The sequence below is a fragment of the Kribbella sp. NPDC058693 genome, assembly GCF_042715335.1.
In the GTDB taxonomy this organism is placed as follows: domain Bacteria; phylum Actinomycetota; class Actinomycetes; order Propionibacteriales; family Kribbellaceae; genus Kribbella; species Kribbella jiaozuonensis.
Map to the genome: position 1 here is coordinate 771,048 of NZ_JBHXSQ010000002.1, position 19,001 is coordinate 790,048.

A 19,001-nucleotide genomic window follows, 5' to 3' on the forward strand; every position below is an offset into this window, starting at 1 on the left:
GGAGTGCGCCAGATGACAGCTGAGTTGATGATCGGGACCGACCTCGCCGCCGAGATGGTGGCCAAGGCGGCAGAGCGGGCCGCTGCCGTGCAGGAGAAGTACGGCGTGCAGCCCTGCCTGGCGACCGTGCTCGTCGGCGACGACCCGGCGTCGGCGACGTACGTGCGGATGAAGCAGAACCGGTCGAAGAAGGCCGGGATCGCCTCGCGGAGCGTCGTACTGCCGGCCGAGACCACGACCGAGGAACTGGTCGCGGAGATCCGGAAGCTGTCCGAGGACCCGGAGGTGCACGGGATCCTGCTCCAGCATCCGGTGCCGGCGCAGATCGACGAGCGGGCCGCGTTCGAGGCGATCGACCCGGGCAAGGATGTCGACGGCGTGACGATGCTGTCGTTCGCGGCGATGGCGTTCGGCGATCCCGGGTTCCGCTCGGCCACGCCCGGCGGGATCATGCGGCTGCTCGCGGCGTACGACGTACCGCTCGAGGGCGCGCACGCCGTGGTGATCGGCCGCAGCCCGATCCTCGGCAAGCCGGCCGGGATGTTGCTGCTGGCATCGAACGCGACGGTGACCTACGCGCACTCGCGGACCCGGGACCTGCCCGAGCTGGTCCGGACCGCGGACGTCGTGATCGCCGCGGTCGGTAAGGCGAACTTCGTCCGCGGCGACTGGCTGAAGCCGGGCGCGGTCGTGGTCGACGCCGGGTACAACGAGGGCAACGTCGGGGACGTGCATTTCGAGGAGGCGGCCGAGGTGGCTCGCCTGATCACCCCGGTCCCGGGCGGCGTCGGGCCGATGACGATCGCGCTGCTGCTCGAGCAGACGGTCGACGCCGCCGAGGCACAGCTCGGATAGCAGTCGGCTAGCGGTCGCAGCCGCCGTCCTTGTCCGGCCGCGAGTGCGGCCGGGCCAGGTCGTCGATGCCCTTGTAGGCGTACGGATCGGTCCCGGCGACCATCACGATGTCGCGGTAGTCGTGCTTGCCGACATGTACGCCGTCCGGCACGGTCTGCCAGGGGAGCAGCGACTCGGCGCTCATGTAGTGGTTCGCGAGTGCTCGCCGGAGTCCGTGCCGGCCGGTGTTCGGCAGGGACCGGTGCAGCAGGTACCCGTTGAAGATCACCGCCGAGCCCGCCGATACCTCGACCGGGATCGCGTCGTCGTCGGAGTACGGGAAGTCGAACGCCTCGACCGTGCAGTCGAAGCGGAGGTCGTCCTGCTCGCGATCCGGATAAAGCACGCCGCGCCGGTGCGAGCCCGGCAGCACCCACAGGCAGCCGTTCTCGACGGTGGCGTCGTCGAGTGCGATCCAGGCCGCGGTCAGCGAGCGGTCCCTGGTCGGGATGAAGAACTCGTCCTGATGCCACGCCTGCCCAGGCTTGCCTTCGGGCTTGATGAACAGCATCGACTGCATCGCCTTGACGTTGGGCCCGATGACGGCCGTGAGCGTCTCGACCACCCGCGGCGCGTGCAGCGCCGCAAGGGCAGCGTCGGACACCTTGTGTGGGTGGTGGATGCAGAGGAACCGGCGCAGGACATCGTCGGTGGACTCCGGAGCCGGAGCGCCTTCGACGGCGCCGAGCTCGCCCCGGCACAGTTGCTCGGCGGCGACGTGGAGCTCGCTGACTTGTTCGGCAGGCAGGGCCTGGTCGAGTACGACGAAACCGTCTCGCCGGAAGGACTCGACCAACTCGTCGCTGACCTCGGTGAAATGCATCTAGCCACCGTGACAGAGGACGCCGAGCCGGCCAATGTCGCCGGCAAGCGCTTTACTATCTGTTCGTGACATCGCGAGCACCGGCGGTCAGCGTGAATTCCCTGGTGCAGATCGCGGACTACGCGCCAGGGGCGACGTACGGACCGCGCCGGCTGCCGAACTTCGAGCTGCTCTGGATCCTCCACGGGTCGGCCATCTGGCGGACCGATGTGTACGACGCCGGCGTCCTGCAGGCGACGGTCGAGCACGAGTTGCGCCCGGGGACGGTCGCGCTTGCGAGGCGTGGGAATCGGGACGCCTATATCTGGGACTGTGATCACCACTCGCGGCACGCGTACGTGCACTTCCAGATCGACGACTTCGGCGACCTCGGCGATCCGTCGAGGTGGCCTTGGGTGCGTTCGATGTCCGATCCGGGCCTGCTCGGCGAGCTGTGCAGCTACTTGCTGGACAGCACGGCTGAGCGGGGCCACAGCGATCGACTGGTTGCAAGCATGCTGGAGGTCTTCGTCAGCGCTCCGGACGGCCGGCAACGTGCGGAGCTGCCGGATGCCGTGCAGCGCGTCGTCGACCATGTCGCCGCGGTGTGGGCGACTGGTCCCCGGATCGTCTCCGTCCCGGAGCTGGCCGCCGCGGCGAACCTGTCCGCCGGACACCTGCACCGGCTGTTCCGGGAGCGCTACGGATGCGGACCGGCGTACGCGCTCGATCTGATCCGGCTGGCCCGCGCCGCGACCGCTCTCCAACGCACCAACGCCACGATCGGGGAGATCGCGTCCGACTGCGGCTACAGCAACCCGTACCACTTCTCGCGTCGCTTCGCCCTCGCGTACGGCGACCCGCCGGGCAGCTTCCGCCGCCGTCGCCAGCTGTCCGATCCACTCGCCCCGGTACGCGAGGCGGGGCTGCTACCGATCGCCCGCCGGCTCCTCGAGGCCGCCCGGAACGGCTGACCACGTGCACGATCCGAGACGGCTGTCCACTCCTTGATTACTCTGGCCTAGGGTTGGGGAGACAAACATCGAGGAGGCAAGCACGTGGCGGTACGGGCGATCCGGGGTGCCACCCAGCTGGACGTGGACGAGCGCGAGCACCTGCTCGAGCGGTCCGCGGAGCTGGTGAAGGCGGTCCTGGAGGCGAACGATCTGGAGAACGAGGATCTGATCAGCATCCTGTTCACCGTCACGTCGGACCTGCGTTCGGAGTTCCCGGCGGTCGCGGGGCGGCAGATCGGGCTGACCGACGTACCGCTGATGTGCATGCAGGAGATCCCGGTGCCGCACGCGCTGCCGCGGGTGGTCCGGCTGATGGTGCACACCGAGACCTCACGCTCCCGCGACAAGATCCAGCACGTCTACCTCCACGGCGCCGTCGCGCTCCGCCCAGACCTGACCGGCGCCCAGTGACCGAACTACGGGGTCCTGTTCGCATCGTCGGCACCGGGTTGATCGGTACGTCGATCGGCCTCGCGCTTGCCCGGCTGGGTGTCGTCGTGGAGCTCGTCGACGGGAACCCGGACAACGCGCTGATGGCCGAGCGGATCGGGGCCGGCTCGCGGCTGGTGCAGATCGAGCCGCAGCTGGTCGTGGTCGCCGTACCGCCTGACCATGTCGGCGCGGTGGTCGCCGAGCAGCTTCAGCAGACCGACGCGGTGGTGACGGACGCGGCCAGCGTGAAGTCCAAGCCACTCGCCGACGCCCGCAGGCTGACCGGCGACCTCAGCCGGTACGTCGGCAGCCACCCGATGGCCGGCTCCGAGCGCAACGGCCCGCTCGCCGGGCGTGCTGACCTGTTCGACGGCGCCACCTGGGCGATCACGCCACACGAGACCAGCTCGCCGGATGCGGTAGACCTCGTACGCCGTCTGGCCGAGGCCGCCGGCGCCCGTACCGTCGAGATGTCCGTCGAGGACCACGACCTCGGCGTCGCTCGCGTGTCCCACCTGCCGCACCTGATGTCGGCGCTCGCTGCCGGCACGCTGGCCGACGCACCGTCGTCCCACCTCGAGCTGTCCGGTCAGGGCGTCCGGGACGTCACCCGGATCGCGGCCGGCGACCCGACGCTGTGGACCCAGATCGTGTCCGCGAACTCGGGTGCGCTGACCGGCCTGCTGGAGCAGATCCGCGGCGAGCTCGACCGCCTCCTCGTTGCCCTAGGCAAGGAAGAGGCCGGCGACGAGCTGACCGCGATCCTCGGCCAGGGCGTCTCCGGCGCGGTCCGCGTACCGGGCAAGCACGGTACGCCGCACATCGACCTGGTCACGGTCCTGGTCACGATCCCCGACCGCCCCGGTCAGCTGGCCAAGTTGTTCGCCGATGCGGCCGAGTCCGGCGCCAACGTCGAGGACCTGCGCATCGACCACAGCCCCGGCCGCCCGGTCGGTGAGGTCGAGCTCGCCGTCAAACCCGCCTCCGTCGACCAGCTGGTCGACGTCCTGACCGACCGCGGCTGGGTGGTCCACCGCTAGTTCTGTCCCCGTCCGAAGGTAATCTTCGGGGCATGATCATCGCTGTGGACGGCCCGAGCGGCTCCGGTAAATCGAGCACCGCCCGCGGAGTGGCCACCCGGCTCGGACTGCGGTTCCTCGACACCGGGGCGACGTACCGGGCGGTGACCTGGTCGGCGGTCGAGCACGGGCTGAATCTGGACGACATCGCCGCGGTGGCGCAGCGCGCCCGGGACCTGCGGCTGGAGATCAGCACCGACCCGGGCCACCAGTTCGTCATCGCCGACGGGACCGACGTCACGGCCGCGATCCGGGAGCCGCGGATCAGCGAGGTGGTCTCGAAGATCGCCACCAACCTCGACGTTCGCAAGGAGCTGATCCGGCGGCAGCGGGCGATCATCGACAACGCCCAGCCGAGCGGCGGGATCGTGGTCGAGGGCCGCGACATCGCCACCGTGGTCGCCACCGACGCCGAGCTGAAGGTGCTGCTGACCGCCGACCAGGAGGCCCGGATGGCCCGCCGCGGCGCCGAGGTCAGCTCGTTGACCGCGGAGCAGCTGCGGGACCAGATCATCCGGCGCGACGCCGACGACTCGACCGTGTCGGAGTTCCAGGTCGCCTCGGACGGCGCCGTCACCATCGATTCGACGTACATGACCCTCGAGGAGGTCATCGACGTGATCAGCCGACTGGCAAAGGAGACTGTCCCTCAAGGCCAGGACAGATGACGGCGGAAGTCACCGGGCACAAGGACCTGCCCCGCACCGATGATCTGCCGCCGTTGCCGTACCGCTTGGCGTTGCCGATGCGGAAGATCGCGAAGCCGTACTTCCTGCGCAAGTACAACTTGACCATCCACCACGAGAACCGGTTCCCGCTCACCGGCCCGTTGCTGATGGCGCCGAACCACCTGAGTCTGCTGGACGCGCCGCTGCTCGGAGCGGTCGCGCCGCGGATGCTGCACCAGCTCGGCAAGATCGAGGTGTTCGGGGGTCTCCAGGGCGCGTTCCTGCGCCGGATCGGCCAGATCCCGGTCGACAGGTCGTCGTACGACATGCTCGCGGTCCGGAAGTCGATCCAGGTACTGCGGGACGGCCGGGTACTGAACATCTACCCCGAAGGCACCCGCGGACCGGGCGATTTCAGCCGGATCAAGGTCGGCGTGGCGTATCTGGCGATGGTCACCGGCGCCCCGATCCTGCCGGTGGCGCTGATGGGGACGCGGCTGCCGTTGGGTAGCGTGGAGGGTCACCCACCGGCCGGGAGCCGGGTCGATGTCGTGTACGGCGAGCCGTTCACGATTGAGCGCGTACCCTTTCCTAGGAGACATTCCGACGTACAGGCGGTTGCCGACCACATCGGCGACGTGCTGCGCGCCCATGTGAAGGCGGCCGTCGAAGAAACCGGCCACCCTCTTCCGGGCTGGCGAGACGAGAAGGACCCTGATGACTGACCTGCCCACCGAAGTACCGACGCACGACCGTGAGGACACGGGGCCACTCCCGGTGCTTGCGATCGTCGGGCGGCCGAACGTGGGCAAGTCCACGCTGGTCAACCGCATCATCGGCCGCCGCGAGGCGGTCGTCGAGGACACCCCGGGCGTGACCCGCGACCGCGTGTCGTACGACGCCAACTGGGCCGGCCGTGAGTTCACGGTCGTCGACACCGGCGGCTGGGACCCGGACGCGGTCGGCATGGCCGCGCTGGTCGCGGCCCAGGCCGAGGTCGCGATCAACGCCGCCGACGCGGTGCTGTTCGTGGTCGACGCGGTCGTCGGTATCACCGACGCGGACGAGGCAGTCGTCCGGGTACTGCGGAAGTCCGGCAAGCCGGTCGTCCTCGCCGCGAACAAGGTCGACGACCAGCGCGTCGAGTCCGAGGCGATGAACCTGTGGAGCCTGGGTATCGGCGAGCCGTTCCCGGTCTCCGCGATGCACGGCCGCGGCACGGGCGACATGCTGGACGCCGTACTCGCGGCTCTGCCCGAGGCGCCGCCCGAGCGTGACGGTGAGCTGGCCGGGCCGCGACGGGTCGCGATCGTCGGCAAGCCGAACGTCGGCAAGTCCTCCCTGCTGAACAAGGTCGCCAAGGAGGACCGGGTCGTCGTCAGCGACGTCGCCGGGACGACGGTCGACCCGGTGGACGAGCTGATCACGCTCGGCGGCAAGGAGTGGCGGTTCATCGACACCGCCGGCATCCGGCGCAAGGTGAAGAACTCCCAGGGCCACGAGTACTACGCCTCGCTGCGGACCAACGCCGCGATCGAGCGGGCCGAGGTGGTCGTGGTCGTCATCGACGCCTCGCAGTCGATCACCGAGCAGGACCTGCGGATCATGAACGCGGTCGAGGAAGCCGGCAAGGCGCTGGTGATCGCCTACAACAAGTGGGACCTGATGGACGAGGAGCGCCGTTACTACCTGGAGCGCGAGATCGACCGCGACCTGGTGCAGTTCCGCTGGGCGCCGCGGGTGAACATCAGCGCGCTCACCGGCTGGCACATGGAGAAGCTCGTACCGGCGATCGAGGCCGCGCTCGAGGGCTGGCAGACCCGCGTCCCGACCGGCCAGCTGAACGCGTTCCTTGGCCGGATGGTTGCCGCCCACCCGCACCCGGTCCGCTCCGGGAAGCAGCCGAAGATCCTGTTCGGTACGCAGGCCACGACCATGCCGCCGACGTTCGCGATCTTCACCTCCGGCCAGATCGAGGCGTCCTACCAGCGCTTCATCGAACGCCGCCTGCGCGAGGACTTCGGCTTCGTCGGCAGCCCGGTGCACGTGCAGATCCGGGCCCGCCAGAAGAACAAGAAGCGCTGACCCGCCCTGGTCAGGACCAGGGCGGCGAATGCTGTAAGGTAAAGCCCGCTCACCTCAACGGCGAGTATCGGGCTGTGGCGCAGTTTGGTAGCGCACCGGTCTGGGGGACCGGGGGTCGCAGGTTCAAGTCCTGTCAGCCCGACAACGAAGAAGGGCACCGACATTGTCGGTGCCCTTCTTGGCGTCAGCGGACCTCTGCGAGTTCCTTCTCCTCGGGCTTGCCGGGCACGTTCAGCGACTCGCCCTCGATGTCGACCCTCGGGGTGATCCGGTCGAGCCACTTCGGGAACCACCAGGCGCGGTCGCCGAGCAGGCTGAGGATCGCGGGGACCAGCGTCATCCGGACCACGAAGGCGTCGATCAGTACGCCGATGGTGAGGCCGAAGCCGATCGCCTTGATGATCGGGTCCTCGACCAGGATGAACCCGGCGAAGACCGAGGCCATGATCAGGGCGGCGGCGGTGACGACCCGGGCGCCGTGGCCGAGGCCCTGGATCGTGGCGTCGTTCGCGTGCCTGCCGTGGACGAACTCCTCCCGGACCCGGGACACGATGAACACCTCGTAGTCCATCGCGAGCCCGAACAGGATGCCCATCATGATGATCGGCAGGAAGCTCACCAGCGGACCGGGGGAGTCGATCCCGACCAGCTTCGCCAGGTGCCCCTGCTGGAACACCGCGACCGTGATCCCGAACGTCGCCCCGATCGTCAGCACGAACCCGAGCGTCGCCTTCAACGGCACCAGGATCGACCGGAACGCCAGCAGCAACAGCAGGAACGACAACCCGATCACCACGAACAGGTACGTCGGTAGCGCGTCGGACAGCTTGTTCGACACATCGACCCCGACCGCGGTGTTCCCGGTCACGGAGATATCGGCGCCACCGGTGGCGAGCGGCTTGATTGCCGAGCGCAGGTTCTTCACCAGGTCGGCGGTCTGCTCGCTGGCCGGTCCGCTCTTCGGGATCACCTGCAGCAACCGCGTCGTACCGTCCTGGCTCGCCGCGGCCGGCTGGGCAGCGACGACGTCGGGAAGGCCCTGCGCCTTGCCCAACACCTGCTGTGCCAGCGCATTCGAGGTCGCCGGGTCGTTGCTCTGCACAACGACCACCAGCGGCCCGTTCGCGCCCGGTCCGAACGCGGCAGCGGTCATGTCGTACGCGACCCGCTGGTTCGTCCCGGCCGCCGCCGACGCGCCGTCCGGCAGCGCGAGCTGCATGTCCTTCACCGGGATCGCCAGGAAGCCGAGCCCGATGATGCCGACAGCAACGATCGGCACCCGCAGCCGCGTCACCAGCCGGCCCCAGCGGAAACCGAACCCCTCCTTGTGCACAGCCGCGGTCGGCGACTTCCGCAGCTTCCGCGGCAGCACCCGGTTCCCCACGAAGCCGAGCAACGCCGGCAGCAAAGTCAACGCGACCAGTACTGCGGTGAGCACCGTCGCCGCAGCGGCAAGACCCATGGCAGTCAGGAACGGAACCCCGACCACCGACAGCCCGGCCAGCGCGATCACTACGGTCGCACCGGCGAACAACACCGCGGACCCGGCCGTCGCGGTCGCCCGCGCAACGGACTCCTCGGGATCCATCCCTTCAGCCAGCTGCGACCGATGCCGGGAGCTGATGAACAATGAGTAGTCGATCCCCACCGCGAGCCCGAGCATCAACGCCAGGATCGGCGCCGTTGACGACACATCCGTGAACGCCGTCACGATGAACAGCCCGGCCATCCCGGCCAGTACGCCGAGCAGCGCCGTCGCCAGTGTCATACCCGCGGCAACCAACGACCCGAACGTGACGACGAGTACGACGGCCGCAACCGCGACGCCGATCACCTCGGTCGCGCCGATCTCCGGTACCCCGGCCTTGATCTGACCGCCCGGGACTACCTTGAGATCACCCGAACTCAGTCCGCTCAGCCCGTCGTACCCGTCGACGCTCTCCTTCGACAGCTCGTCGGCCGGCTTGTCGAACTGGACGCTGATCAACCCCGTCGTACCGTCCGGGCTGATCGCCTTGCTGGTGAACGGGTCGACCGCACCGATCACCTCGGGCACCTTGGCGACCTTGGCAACCGTCACGCCGACCGCGGCCTTCACGGTCGGGTCGGCCAGCGTCTTGCCGTCCGGAGCCTTCACCACGACCGTGGACGACGCGCCGCTCGCGGCCGGCAGCTCCTGCTTGAGTGCATCGAGCGCGCGCTGCGACTCGGTGCCCGGGATCGAGAACGTGTTCGCGGTCTTGCCGCCCAGCGTCAGCGCGCCGACACCCAGCAGGACGAGGAACAGCGCCCACACGGCGGCCACGAGCCGCCTGCGCTGGTAGGAGAACCGGCCGAGCCGGTACAGCAGATTGGCCATCGGGAACAGCATCCGTTCGGGTCGGTACGGCGTACGGGCAGGGGTGATGGTCCGCCCGGAGGGCGGAGGGCGGCGGGTTCAGGTCTCAGGCGCGGCGGAGGAGTCTCCGCAGGGCGATGTCGCAGAGTCGTCGGAGGTCGTCGTCGGTGCGCTCGACGGAGTGCCGGCACTCGCCGAGCAGACCGTTGATCGCGAACTTCGCCAGGTCGTGCTCGATCGGGTCGTCGGACCCGGCCATGTACTCGGTCAGCTGCATGCCGTCGGTGACCAGTTGCCCGACCTCGGGCATCTCCTCGATCACCGGGAGGATGTCCTGCAACACGTCGACGACCCCGCGGTGGGTGACGGCGAGATCGATGAAGCTCTGGATGGCGAGCTCCTGGGCGTCGGCCCGGGACAGCTCGGCCGCGGCCTTCACGAGCTCGGCCACGTCGGCGGCCGCGGGCTCGAGGACGGCCGCCAACACAGCCGGCTTGCCGCTGAAGTGGTACAGCACCGTCGCCTTCGAGCAGCCGGCCGCGGTCGCGATGTCCTGCAACGACGTCGCGTTGTAGCCGCGGGCCTGGAACAGGTGCATCGCCTGCCGGACGATCTCGCGCCTGGTCCGCTCCCGCGCCGGGGTGGTGACTGCCATGTCAGCATCTTGCCTGACCGATCGGCCAGTTTTCAACCGATCGGTCAGGTTTGTGGTCCGGTTCACGCGCTGGTCCGGATTTGATTGCGGTGTAATCCTGTAATCCAGGAGGCGTGACGATGGCTGAAGAGATTGCTGGGGACGATGTCCTGGACGCCTACTCCCGAGTGGTCTCGGGGGTGGCCGAACACCTGATCCCGCGGGTCGCGAGCCTGCGGATCCACAGCCGGCGCGGCGACTCGTCCGGCTCCGGGGTGGTGCTGACCGGCGACGGTCACCTGCTCACGAACGCGCACGTGGTCGGCGACGGCTCGGAGGCTTCCGCGGAGTTCGCCGACGGTACGACGGCCCAGGCCCGCGTCGTCGGCGTCGACCGGCTGTCCGACCTCGCCGTGCTGCGCGCCGACCGCGAGATCCCCGACCCGCCGGAGTACGGCGACGCGGACCATCTGAAGGTCGGGAACCTGGTGGTTGCCGTGGGCAACCCGCTCGGCCTGGCCGGGAGCGTGACCGCCGGCGTGGTGAGCGCGCTCGGCCGGTCGTTGCCAGTCAGCAGCGGCTCGGCGCAGCGGATCATCGAGGACGTCATCCAGACCGACGCCGCCCTGAACCCGGGCAACTCCGGGGGAGCGTTGGCCGACGGCAACGGCCGAGTGATCGGCATCAACACCGCGGTCGCCGGGATCGGCCTCGGCCTGGCCGTCCCGATCAACCCGACGACCCGCCGGATCATCTACTCGCTACTGCACGACGGTCGCGTACGCCGCGCGTACCTCGGCCTGGTGACGACGCCCGCACCGCTACGCCCCTCGTTGGCGGAACGGTTCGACCAGCGGGCGGCGCTCCGGGTCGTCGAGGTTATCCCGGCGAGCCCGGCCGCCGCCGCGGGCCTCCGCCAGGGAGACCTGGTGCTGGCGGTGAACGGAGTACCGCTCCGGGATGCTCAGTCGCTGCAGCGGCAACTGTTCGAGGACGCGATCGCCCGTCGTACGGAGATCACCGCGATCCGCAACAACGCGCTGGTCGACGTGATCGCCTACCCGGCCGAGCTCACTGATCGGTGAGGTCGGCCCGGAGGAGTACGCAGGTGCCGGGTTTCAACGGGGCGCCCGGGAAGATGAAGTCCCGGGTGACCTCGGTGAACCTGAACCTCTTGTTCAGGTCGAGGATCGCGCCGTTCGCCTGGTTGACGAACGAGTAGACGGCGTCGGCGCGCTCCGCGGTCCAGCGGATGCGATCTCGCATCAGCAGCTCGCCGATGCCGTGCCGTCGCCAGTCGGGGGAGACGATCAGGCCGATCAGGTAGTACCCGGTCGGAGCAGTCGTCGGCGGGTCGTCGGGTTTGAGCTCATGGCGGATCACCCCGCCGTACCCGACGACCTCGTCGCCGACGACCGCGACGGCGATGTACTTCTCCGGGTCGGCGAGGTCGGCCACCAGCCGTTCGCGCCGCTCGGTCGCGGACCCGTGGGTCCGCGACACGATCAGCTCCGCACACGCGTCCAGGTCACGCAGCTCTCCTGGACGCACCTGTACGTCGACGGTCTGCCGGGCGACACCCGGCTCGTATTCGGCGAATCCACTCACCAGCCGCGCTCGCGCCACTCTGCGAGGTGCGGGCGCTCGGTCCCGAGGGTGGTGTCGGAGCCGTGGCCGGGGTAGACCCAGGTCTCGTCGGGGAGCTCGTTGAACAGCTTGGTCTCGACGTCGTTGATCAGCGAGGTGAACCGCTCCGCGTCGCCCTGGGTGTTCCCGACGCCTCCGGGGAACAGCGAGTCGCCGGTGAACAGGTGCGGCGCGCCGTCCGGGTCGTCGTACACCAGGGCGATCGAGCCAGGCGTGTGCCCGACGAGGTGGATCACGCGGAGCGTGCACTGGCCGACGGCGATGTGGTCGCCGTCGTCGACGAGCTGGTCGGTCGGGACCGGGATGCCCTCGGCGTCGTACCGGCCGGCGACTGTGGTGGCGCCGGTGCGGGCTACGACCTCGGCCAGCGCCTCCCAGTGGTCCTTGTGCTGATGCGTGGTGATCACGCGCGCAAGGCCGCCGTCGCCGATCAGCTGGAGCAGCGTGTCCGCCTCGTTCGCGGCGTCGATCAGGACCTGCTCGTCGGTCTGGCGGCAACGCAGCAGGTAGGCGTTGTTGTCCATCGGCCCGACCGCGACCTTGGTGATCATCAACTGGGCCAGCTCGTGGGTCTGGGCCGGTCCGCCGACCTTGGCGTTCCCGTGGTACTCGGGCATGCGACTTCTCCCTGGATGTCGGTGATAGAGCGATCCTTGCACTGTTCGCGACCGGGTGCGCGAACCACCCTCGGCGATCGAATATACTTTCGAAACGCCCCGCGAACGGACCACTGCATCCGGCGGCGGAAGTTTTTGTCGGTGGGCCTCGTTAGCATGACGGGGCATGCCCCGGATACCCTCGAGAACGGCTGAGAGTGAGCTTGTGTCTGACCGTCTGATCGTGCGCGGAGCGCGTGAGCACAACCTGAAGGACGTCTCGGTCGACCTGCCGCGGGACGCCATGATCGTCTTCACCGGACTGTCCGGGTCCGGCAAGTCCAGCCTGGCCTTCGACACGATCTTCGCCGAGGGCCAGCGACGCTACGTCGAGTCCCTCTCGGCGTACGCGCGCCAGTTCCTGGGGCAGATGGACAAACCCGACGTCGACTTCATCGAGGGGCTGTCGCCGGCCGTCTCGATCGACCAGAAGTCCACCTCGCGCAACCCGCGCTCGACCGTCGGCACGATCACCGAGGTCTACGACTATCTCCGGCTGCTGTTCGCCCGCGCCGGGCGGCCGCACTGCCCGGAGTGTGGCGAGCCGATCGCGCGGCAGACGCCGCAGCAGATCGTCGACCGGGTGCTCGAGCTCGACGAGGGCACCCGGTTCCAGGTGCTGGCCCCGGTCGTCCGCGGCCGCAAGGGCGAGTACCTCGATCTCTTCCGCCAGCTGAGCGGTCAGGGGCTGTCCCGGGCGCGGGTGGACGGTGAGACGATCCAGCTCACCGATCCGCCGAAGCTCGACAAGCAGAAGAAGCACGACATCGACGTGGTCGTCGACCGGCTCGCGGTGAAGAAGTCGGCCAAGCAGCGTCTCACCGACTCGGTCGAGACCGCGCTCGGGCTGGCCAGCGGCCTGCTGGTGCTCGACTTCGTCGACCTGCCGGAGGACGACCCGCACCGCGAGCGCCGCTTCTCCGAGAAGCTCGCCTGCCCGAACGATCACCCGCTCGCGATCGACGAGCTCGAGCCGCGGTCGTTCTCGTTCAACTCGCCGTACGGCGCCTGCCCGGTCTGCACCGGGCTGGGCACGCGGATGGAGGTCGACCCGGAGCTGCTGGTGCCGGATCCGTCCAAGTCGCTGGACGAGGGCGCGATCCAGCCGTGGGCCGGGCAGAACGTCTCGCAGTACTTCGAGCGGTTGCTCGACGCGCTGGCGAAGGACCTGAAGTTCAAGACCAGCACGCCGTTCGGAGAGCTGCCGGCGAAGGCGAAGAAGGCGCTGCTGACCGGCCACGACAAGCAGGTCCACGTCTCGTACCAGAACCGCTACGGCCGCGAGCGGTCGTACTACACGAGCTTCGAAGGCGTGATCCCGTACGTCGAGCGCCGGCACGCGGAGGCGTCCAGCGACACCGGCCGGGAGCGCTTCGAGGAGTACATGCGCGAGGTGCCGTGTCTGGCCTGCAACGGCGCGCGGCTGAAGCCGATCTCGCTGGCGGTTACGCTCGGCGGGAAGAACATCGCCGAGATCAGCGCGATGTCGATCGACGAGGTGCACGGCTTCCTGGCGCAGATGGAGCTGTCGCCGCGGGAGAAGCAGATCGCCGAGCGGGTGGTCAAGGAGATCGGCGAGCGGCTGCGGTTCCTGCTCGACGTCGGTCTGGACTACCTCGCGCTGAGCCGGCCGGCGGGTTCGCTGTCCGGTGGCGAGGCGCAGCGGATCAGGTTGGCGACGCAGATCGGTTCGGGTCTGGTCGGCGTGCTGTACGTGCTCGACGAGCCGTCGATCGGTCTGCACCAGCGGGACAACCGGCGGTTGATCGAGACGCTCGTCCGGCTGAAGGAGCTGGGCAACACGCTGATCGTCGTCGAGCACGACGAGGACACCATCGACCACGCCGACTGGGTCGTCGACATCGGTCCGGGCGCCGGTGAGCACGGCGGTCAGGTCGTCGTGTCCGGCACGGTCGAGGACCTGCGCAACCACCCGGACTCGATCACCGGTGCGTACGTGTCCGGTCGGCGGGAGATCCCGATCCCCGCCGTGCGGCGGCCGCTGACCGAGGGCCGTGAGCTGACGGTGTACGGCGCCCGGCAGAACAACCTGAAGGACATCGACGTCACGATCCCGCTCGGGGTGTTCGTCGCGGTCACAGGTGTGTCGGGGTCGGGCAAGTCGACGCTGGTCAACGACATCCTGTACACGTCACTGGCGCGGCAGATCTACGGCGCTCGCGCGGTGCCGGGCCGGCACACGAAGATCTCCGGGATGGAGCTGGTCGACAAGGTCATCCACGTCGACCAGTCGCCGATCGGCCGGACGCCGCGATCAAACCCGGCGACGTACACCGGAGTGTGGGACCACATCCGCAAGCTGTTCGCGGAGACGCCGGAGGCGAAGGTCCGCGGGTACCAGCAGGGCCGGTTCTCGTTCAACGTCAAGGGCGGCCGGTGCGAGGCCTGCTCGGGTGACGGCACGCTGAAGATCGAGATGAACTTCCTGCCGGACGTGTATGTCCCGTGCGAGGTGTGCCACGGTGCGCGGTACAACCGCGAGACGCTCGAGGTGCACTACAAGAGCAAGACGGTCGCGGACGTGCTGGACATGCCGATCGAGGAGGCGGCGGAGTTCTTCGCCGCGATCCCGGCGATCTCCCGGCACCTGAAGACGCTGGTCGAGGTCGGCCTCGGGTATGTGCGACTCGGTCAGCCGGCGCCGACGCTGTCCGGCGGTGAGGCGCAGCGGGTGAAGCTGGCGTCCGAGCTGCAGCGGCGTTCGACCGGCCGGACGGTGTACGTGCTGGACGAGCCGACGACCGGTCTGCACTTTGAGGACATCCGCAAGCTGCTCGGCGTACTGAGCGGCCTGGTGGACAAGGGCAACTCGGTGCTGGTCATCGAGCACAACCTCGACGTGATCAAGACCGCCGACTGGCTGATCGACCTCGGTCCGGACGGTGGTCGCCGCGGCGGCACGCTGATCGCGGAAGGTACGCCGGAGGAGGTCGCGGCGAACCCGGCGTCGTACACCGGGCAGTTCCTGGCCGAGATCCTCGAGGGCCGAGCGGCGAAGCCGAGCGCGCGGAAGCAGCCCGAGAAGACGGTCGCGGTGAAGAAGGCCACCGCGAAGAAGACGGTGGCCAAGAAGGCAGCGGTGAAGAAGGCCGCGCCGGCCAAGAAGACGGCGGCCAGGAAGCGCGTCGCCGGCTAGCTCGTCAGCGGCGGAACAGTTGCTGGACGAGGTGCCGGACCCAGGTACGGCGCGGGGACGGCAGTAGCGCCGCCGGCAGCATGACTGTCGGCGGCTCGGCCAGCGTGACCGGCACCTGGACCATCCGGTCGCCCTGCAGCCAGAACACGTCCGGACTGCACTGGTCGGGCGCGTCGCGATAGGTGTCCGCGACGAACCTCGCCAGGTCGTCCGCCGTCTCCTGGCCGGCATCCGCGGGGCAGAACGCGACCGTGCTCAACCGCGGTACGCCGAGCAGTACCCCCAGGCCGAGAGACGACTGCGGCAGCAGATTCTCCCGGTCGACGACCGCCATCGACACGAGCGGATCGTTCTCCCGGCTGAGCACCGAGAACCCGTTGTGCTCGACCGGCCGCAGGTCGGAGATCTGCTCCAGCGTGAGCTGCACCGGCGACGGCACGGCCGGATCACCGAGGCCGAGCATCGATCGCCGTACGACGGTCAGCCGCCGCAGCTCCGTGCCGGTGCCGATGAAGACGACCACCTCGAAGTGGTCCCCGAACGGGATCAGCGCGTCGGCCACCGGCCCCGCCGTACGGGCGGACCACCCGCGCTGGACGAGCAACGCCCGCTGGCGTTCCGCGACGTCGCCGAACCGGTGCTCCTCGGTGGCGAGCTCACCCTCGGCGACGACGGCCCGCAGCCACGCCTCGATCTGCTCGGCCCAGCGATGCTGGGGCAGCTGATTGCACCGATCGATGATCTCGCTCAGCCCGACCACCGCGGACATCTGCAGGGCACCGCGGCCCCAGCCGACCTCGACCGTGCGCTCGGCGGTGTCGACGACGCAGCCCGGCATCCACATCGGTGCGAGGTCCGCGATCGCCCTCAGCACGGTCGAGTCGTTCGTCGTTCCTGTCATCCCATGGCCTTCCCCACGCCCAAAGTCTGTCAGGCACCCGGTCGACTCGTGCCCGGGCGGGTGGCGGCGCCCATCGGATTGGCAGCCGATTCACAGCAAACCTTCAAACTGCAGTTCAATCCTGGACTCGTTGAACCGTTCGGCTCATCCGGTCGTTTGACCCGGTATATAGCGTTCAACTACTTCGACCAGCAGGCTCTTGGAGGTCCAGATTCATGAGCGATGACACGATGGCACCAACCACCCCGCAGCAGACCGGACCCGTGCCCAACGCACCGGCGGACGGTCTGCGCGACCGGAGGACGGTGCTCCGCTGCGCGGCGATGGCCGCGCTGGTGGGTGCCAGCGCCCCGATCCTCGCGGCCTGCGGCAGCAGCGACGACACGTCCGGCAGCGGCGCCTCGACGCCGTCGGCCACCGGTTCCAGCTCCGCGCCCGCCCCTAGCTCGAGTGCGCCGTCATCGAGTGCGCCGTCGTCCAGCGCTCCGGCCAGCGGCGGGACAGTCCTCGGGCCGGTCTCCGACGTACCGGTCGGCGGCGGGAAGGTGTTCACCGACGCCAAGGTCGTGGTGACCCAGCCGACCGCGGGTCAGTACAAGGGCTTCTCCGCGGTCTGCACGCACCAGGGCAACATCGTCGGCTCGGTCGAGGGCGGGCAGATCGTCTGCCCGTTCCACAACAGCCACTTCAAGATCACTGACGGCAGCGTGGCCAGCGGGCCGGCGCAGTCGCCGCTGCCCGCGGTGAACGTCGCCGTCGAGGGCAGCAACATCGTTCAGTCCGCCTGACACGCGAAAGGGCCCGGCCGTGCGGCCGGGCCCTCCGCGTCAACTCAGGACTGGGCCGGGTCGACCTTCCCGACGTACAGCAGCTTGTTGGGGGAGGCGTCGCCCGGGTCGCCGACCTTGTCCGGCGTCGAGTTGCCGACCAGCGCCGTCGCGACGTCGGCCGGGGTGGCTTCCGGGTGGTCGGCCAGGTAGAGCGCGATTCCACCGGCGACGTGTGGCGTGGCCATCGACGTACCGCTCATCTTCGCGGTCGCGTCCGGGTCGGTGATGCCGACCGAGGTGATGTCGACCCCCGGCGCGAACAGGTCCACGCACTTGCCGAAGTTCGAGAACGACGCGCGCTGGTCCTGGTCGTCGGTCGCGCCGACCGTGATCGCCGAGGGCTCCCGGGCCGGCGAGCTCTGGCAGGCGTCCGCGCTGTCGTTGCCAGCAGCAACTGCATAGGTGATACCGGCACCGACCGAGGCCTTCACCGCCGCGTCCAGCGCCTCGTCCGCGCCGCCGCCCAGGCTCATGTTCGCCACCGCGGGCTTCTTGGCGTTCTTGGTTACCCAGTCGATCCCGGCGACCACGGACTCGGTCGAGCCGGACCCCTTGCAGTCGAGCACCCGGACCGCGATCACCTTCGCGCCCTTGGCCAGGCCGTACGTCGTACCGGCGATGGTGCCGGCCACGTGGCTGCCGTGACCCATACAGTCGACACCGTTCTGGCCGTCGCCCACGGTGTCGGTGCCGACCGACGCACGGTCGCCGAAGTCCTTGTGCTTGGCGTAGATCCCGGTGTCGATCACATAGACGTTCACGTTGTCGGCGGTGGTCGACGCGTCGTACTTCTTGTCCAGCGGCAGATCACGCTGGTCGGCCCGGTCCAGACCCCACGGCGGATCGTCCTGGCTGACCGTGATCTTCTGGTTCTGCTGGACGAACGCGACCCGCGAGTCACCGGCGAGCTTCTTCGCCTGGTCCTCACTCATACTCGCGGAGAAGCCCTTGATCGAGGCGTCGTACTGGTCCTTGACCTTGACGTCGTAGCTCGTCGCCAGGCTCTGTGTGGTGACCCGGGTCTGGGCCTGCGACCGCTGACCGTTCAGTACGACGATGTAGCTGCCGGGGATGGCATTCGAACTGCCGGCGCCGCGGATCGTCACCGGTGCCTGCTGGGATGCGTTGCTGCCGGCTGCCGTGGCGACGATGCCGGTGACCGCGAGCGCTGAAGCCGCGATCGCGCCGAGGACGGCGCGCGGCCTGCTCAGGGATGGGGACATGGGCGGAACTCCCTCGAGTCAGCGCAAGGCCTTGTTGCCTCACGCAAAGGTCCTGCACATCTACCCTGGGTCACACGCTAGAGACGACGCTCATCCCAACCGGGGGTCAAACCGGCCTTATGGGTGAACCCGCAACACGACCGCAACGTTCACTGCGTTTGCCGCGCCTGATGGTTGGCGTACTTACGGGCCGCGAACTCGTAGGCCTCGTCGAGCAATGGGATCAGGGGTTCGAGGTCGACCGGGTTCACGATCGCCGCCCAGTACTGGGCGGCGTAGAACGGGTGCGGCATGAGGGTGTTCCGGGCTGTGTAGTCGTGGCCGGAGTCGAGCACCCAATCGGCGTCGCGTTCCGTCGGCACGGGTCCGAAGAGCGAGGTGTACGTCGTCTTCGTCAGCCCGATGTTCAGCCGCCACGCGCCGGGCTCGTCGAGCCGGGACACCTTCTCGTAGTGGTCGCCGGTGACAATGGTGGCGAAGGGCTGCTGCCGCTCCGGTGGGAGGTCGGCAGCCGGGTCGTAGAGGTAGAACAGATCGTCCTGGGCCTCGAGCACCCGGACACCGTCGTACGCGCGGATCGTCCGATCCAGTTCTTCGATCGTCATACCTTCAAGTCTGTCATTGAAGTAGCAATAGAGA

General features: G+C 68.9%; 18 protein-coding genes and 1 tRNA gene. 11 read left to right on the top strand and 8 right to left on the bottom strand.

Annotated features, from left to right (window positions below; translation table 11 throughout):
- The first annotated feature begins 12 nt into the window (after nt 1–12).
- Complete coding sequence (locus tag ACFWUU_RS13295; protein WP_380175430.1) at nt 13–855, top strand: bifunctional 5,10-methylenetetrahydrofolate dehydrogenase/5,10-methenyltetrahydrofolate cyclohydrolase; 843 nt, start codon at nt 13–15, stop codon at nt 853–855.
- Nucleotides 856–862: 7 nt separating this feature from the next.
- Here the strand turns inward: ACFWUU_RS13295 and ACFWUU_RS13300 are convergent, their stop codons facing one another.
- Nucleotides 863–1,717, bottom strand: a complete 855-nt coding sequence (locus ACFWUU_RS13300) for a phytanoyl-CoA dioxygenase family protein (RefSeq protein WP_380175432.1) — start codon at nt 1,715–1,717, stop codon at nt 863–865.
- Nucleotides 1,718–1,782: 65 nt separating this feature from the next.
- On the opposite strand from ACFWUU_RS13300, the gene ACFWUU_RS13305 reads away from it, so the two are divergent.
- The 7 genes from ACFWUU_RS13305 to ACFWUU_RS13335 all read left to right on the top strand — a co-directional run bounded on the left by ACFWUU_RS13305 (nt 1,783) and on the right by ACFWUU_RS13335 (nt 7,118).
- Nucleotides 1,783–2,670, top strand: coding sequence for a helix-turn-helix domain-containing protein (locus ACFWUU_RS13305; protein ID WP_380175434.1), 888 nt, complete (start codon nt 1,783–1,785; stop codon nt 2,668–2,670).
- Between the two features lie 84 nt (nt 2,671–2,754).
- Nucleotides 2,755–3,123: a chorismate mutase gene (gene aroH, locus ACFWUU_RS13310; RefSeq protein WP_134100823.1), complete on the top strand. Its 369-nt coding sequence runs from the start codon at nt 2,755–2,757 to the stop codon at nt 3,121–3,123.
- The gene (locus ACFWUU_RS13315; protein WP_134100820.1) at nt 3,120–4,184 is read left to right on the top strand and encodes a prephenate dehydrogenase; all 1,065 of its coding nucleotides are present in this window, start codon (nt 3,120–3,122) and stop codon (nt 4,182–4,184) included. Before aroH ends, ACFWUU_RS13315 begins: the two co-directional genes overlap by 4 nt.
- Before the next feature lie 32 nt (nt 4,185–4,216).
- Entirely contained in the window at nt 4,217–4,891 is a 675-nt protein-coding gene (gene cmk, locus ACFWUU_RS13320) for a (d)CMP kinase (RefSeq protein WP_380175436.1), read from the top strand.
- Nucleotides 4,888–5,616: a lysophospholipid acyltransferase family protein gene (locus tag ACFWUU_RS13325; protein ID WP_380175438.1), complete on the top strand. Its 729-nt coding sequence runs from the start codon at nt 4,888–4,890 to the stop codon at nt 5,614–5,616. Before cmk ends, ACFWUU_RS13325 begins: the two co-directional genes overlap by 4 nt.
- Nucleotides 5,609–6,976, top strand: coding sequence for a ribosome biogenesis GTPase Der (gene der, locus ACFWUU_RS13330; RefSeq protein WP_137256857.1), 1,368 nt, complete (start codon nt 5,609–5,611; stop codon nt 6,974–6,976). Before ACFWUU_RS13325 ends, der begins: the two co-directional genes overlap by 8 nt.
- Nucleotides 6,977–7,044: 68 nt before the next feature.
- Nucleotides 7,045–7,118, top strand: a tRNA-Pro gene (locus ACFWUU_RS13335).
- A gap of 42 nt (nt 7,119–7,160) precedes the next feature.
- On the opposite strand, the gene ACFWUU_RS13340 is transcribed toward ACFWUU_RS13335, so the two are convergent.
- Nucleotides 7,161–9,335, bottom strand: coding sequence for an MMPL family transporter (locus tag ACFWUU_RS13340; protein ID WP_380175440.1), 2,175 nt, complete (start codon nt 9,333–9,335; stop codon nt 7,161–7,163).
- An 85-nt stretch (nt 9,336–9,420) separates the two neighbouring features.
- Entirely contained in the window at nt 9,421–9,969 is a 549-nt protein-coding gene (locus tag ACFWUU_RS13345) for a TetR/AcrR family transcriptional regulator (protein WP_137256855.1), read from the bottom strand.
- Between the two features lie 119 nt (nt 9,970–10,088).
- On the opposite strand from ACFWUU_RS13345, the gene ACFWUU_RS13350 reads away from it, so the two are divergent.
- Nucleotides 10,089–11,033 carry a S1C family serine protease gene (locus ACFWUU_RS13350; protein ID WP_137256854.1) on the top strand — a complete coding sequence of 315 codons (945 nt, stop codon included), beginning with the start codon at nt 10,089–10,091 and terminating at the stop codon, nt 11,031–11,033.
- On the opposite strand, the gene ACFWUU_RS13355 is transcribed toward ACFWUU_RS13350, so the two are convergent.
- Together ACFWUU_RS13355 and ACFWUU_RS13360 are read right to left on the bottom strand one after the other, a co-directional pair.
- Nucleotides 11,020–11,556 (bottom strand): GNAT family N-acetyltransferase, encoded by a 537-nt coding sequence (locus tag ACFWUU_RS13355; RefSeq protein WP_380175442.1) that lies wholly within the window; start codon nt 11,554–11,556, stop codon nt 11,020–11,022. The two genes, ACFWUU_RS13350 and ACFWUU_RS13355, sit on opposite strands and share 14 nt — an antisense overlap.
- On the bottom strand, nt 11,553–12,212 hold the full coding sequence (locus ACFWUU_RS13360) for an MBL fold metallo-hydrolase (protein ID WP_380175444.1): 660 nt from the start codon (nt 12,210–12,212) through the stop codon (nt 11,553–11,555). Before ACFWUU_RS13360 ends, ACFWUU_RS13355 begins: the two co-directional genes overlap by 4 nt.
- Nucleotides 12,213–12,417: 205 nt before the next feature.
- Here ACFWUU_RS13360 and uvrA point away from each other — a divergent pair, with 205 nt between their 5' ends.
- Complete coding sequence (gene uvrA / locus ACFWUU_RS13365) at nt 12,418–15,408, top strand: excinuclease ABC subunit UvrA (protein WP_380175446.1); 2,991 nt, start codon at nt 12,418–12,420, stop codon at nt 15,406–15,408.
- 4 nt (nt 15,409–15,412) lie between these two features.
- Here uvrA and ACFWUU_RS13370 read toward each other — a convergent pair whose 3' ends face one another.
- On the bottom strand, nt 15,413–16,309 hold the full coding sequence (locus ACFWUU_RS13370) for a hypothetical protein (protein ID WP_380175448.1): 897 nt from the start codon (nt 16,307–16,309) through the stop codon (nt 15,413–15,415).
- A 215-nt stretch (nt 16,310–16,524) separates the two neighbouring features.
- Between ACFWUU_RS13370 and ACFWUU_RS13375 the strand changes: the two genes are divergently transcribed.
- Complete coding sequence (locus ACFWUU_RS13375; protein ID WP_233714952.1) at nt 16,525–17,097, top strand: Rieske (2Fe-2S) protein; 573 nt, start codon at nt 16,525–16,527, stop codon at nt 17,095–17,097.
- A gap of 44 nt (nt 17,098–17,141) precedes the next feature.
- On the opposite strand, the gene ACFWUU_RS13380 is transcribed toward ACFWUU_RS13375, so the two are convergent.
- The gene (locus ACFWUU_RS13380) at nt 17,142–18,362 is read right to left on the bottom strand and encodes a S8 family peptidase (protein ID WP_380175450.1); all 1,221 of its coding nucleotides are present in this window, start codon (nt 18,360–18,362) and stop codon (nt 17,142–17,144) included.
- Nucleotides 18,363–18,511: 149 nt separating this feature from the next.
- Nucleotides 18,512–18,967: a DUF6194 family protein gene (locus ACFWUU_RS13385; protein ID WP_380175452.1), complete on the bottom strand. Its 456-nt coding sequence runs from the start codon at nt 18,965–18,967 to the stop codon at nt 18,512–18,514.
- Nucleotides 18,968–19,001: the final 34 nt, after the last annotated feature.

Bases quoted from the DNA above. Each gene is read 5' to 3' on its own strand.
- ACFWUU_RS13295 (WP_380175430.1), top strand. From the start codon at position 13: ATGACAGCTGAGTTGATGATCGGGACCGACCTCGCCGCCGAGATGGTG.
- ACFWUU_RS13300 (WP_380175432.1), bottom strand. From the start codon at position 1,717: ATGCATTTCACCGAGGTCAGCGACGAGTTGGTCGAGTCCTTCCGGCGA.
- cmk (WP_380175436.1), top strand. From the start codon at position 4,217: ATGATCATCGCTGTGGACGGCCCGAGCGGCTCCGGTAAATCGAGCACC.
- ACFWUU_RS13325 (WP_380175438.1), top strand. From the start codon at position 4,888: ATGACGGCGGAAGTCACCGGGCACAAGGACCTGCCCCGCACCGATGAT.
- der (WP_137256857.1), top strand. From the start codon at position 5,609: ATGACTGACCTGCCCACCGAAGTACCGACGCACGACCGTGAGGACACG.
- ACFWUU_RS13340 (WP_380175440.1), bottom strand. From the start codon at position 9,335: ATGGCCAATCTGCTGTACCGGCTCGGCCGGTTCTCCTACCAGCGCAGG.
- ACFWUU_RS13345 (WP_137256855.1), bottom strand. From the start codon at position 9,969: ATGGCAGTCACCACCCCGGCGCGGGAGCGGACCAGGCGCGAGATCGTC.
- ACFWUU_RS13350 (WP_137256854.1), top strand. From the start codon at position 10,089: ATGGCTGAAGAGATTGCTGGGGACGATGTCCTGGACGCCTACTCCCGA.
- ACFWUU_RS13360 (WP_380175444.1), bottom strand. From the start codon at position 12,212: ATGCCCGAGTACCACGGGAACGCCAAGGTCGGCGGACCGGCCCAGACC.
- ACFWUU_RS13370 (WP_380175448.1), bottom strand. From the start codon at position 16,309: ATGACAGGAACGACGAACGACTCGACCGTGCTGAGGGCGATCGCGGAC.
- ACFWUU_RS13375 (WP_233714952.1), top strand. From the start codon at position 16,525: ATGAGCGATGACACGATGGCACCAACCACCCCGCAGCAGACCGGACCC.
- ACFWUU_RS13380 (WP_380175450.1), bottom strand. From the start codon at position 18,362: ATGTCCCCATCCCTGAGCAGGCCGCGCGCCGTCCTCGGCGCGATCGCG.
- ACFWUU_RS13385 (WP_380175452.1), bottom strand. From the start codon at position 18,967: ATGACGATCGAAGAACTGGATCGGACGATCCGCGCGTACGACGGTGTC.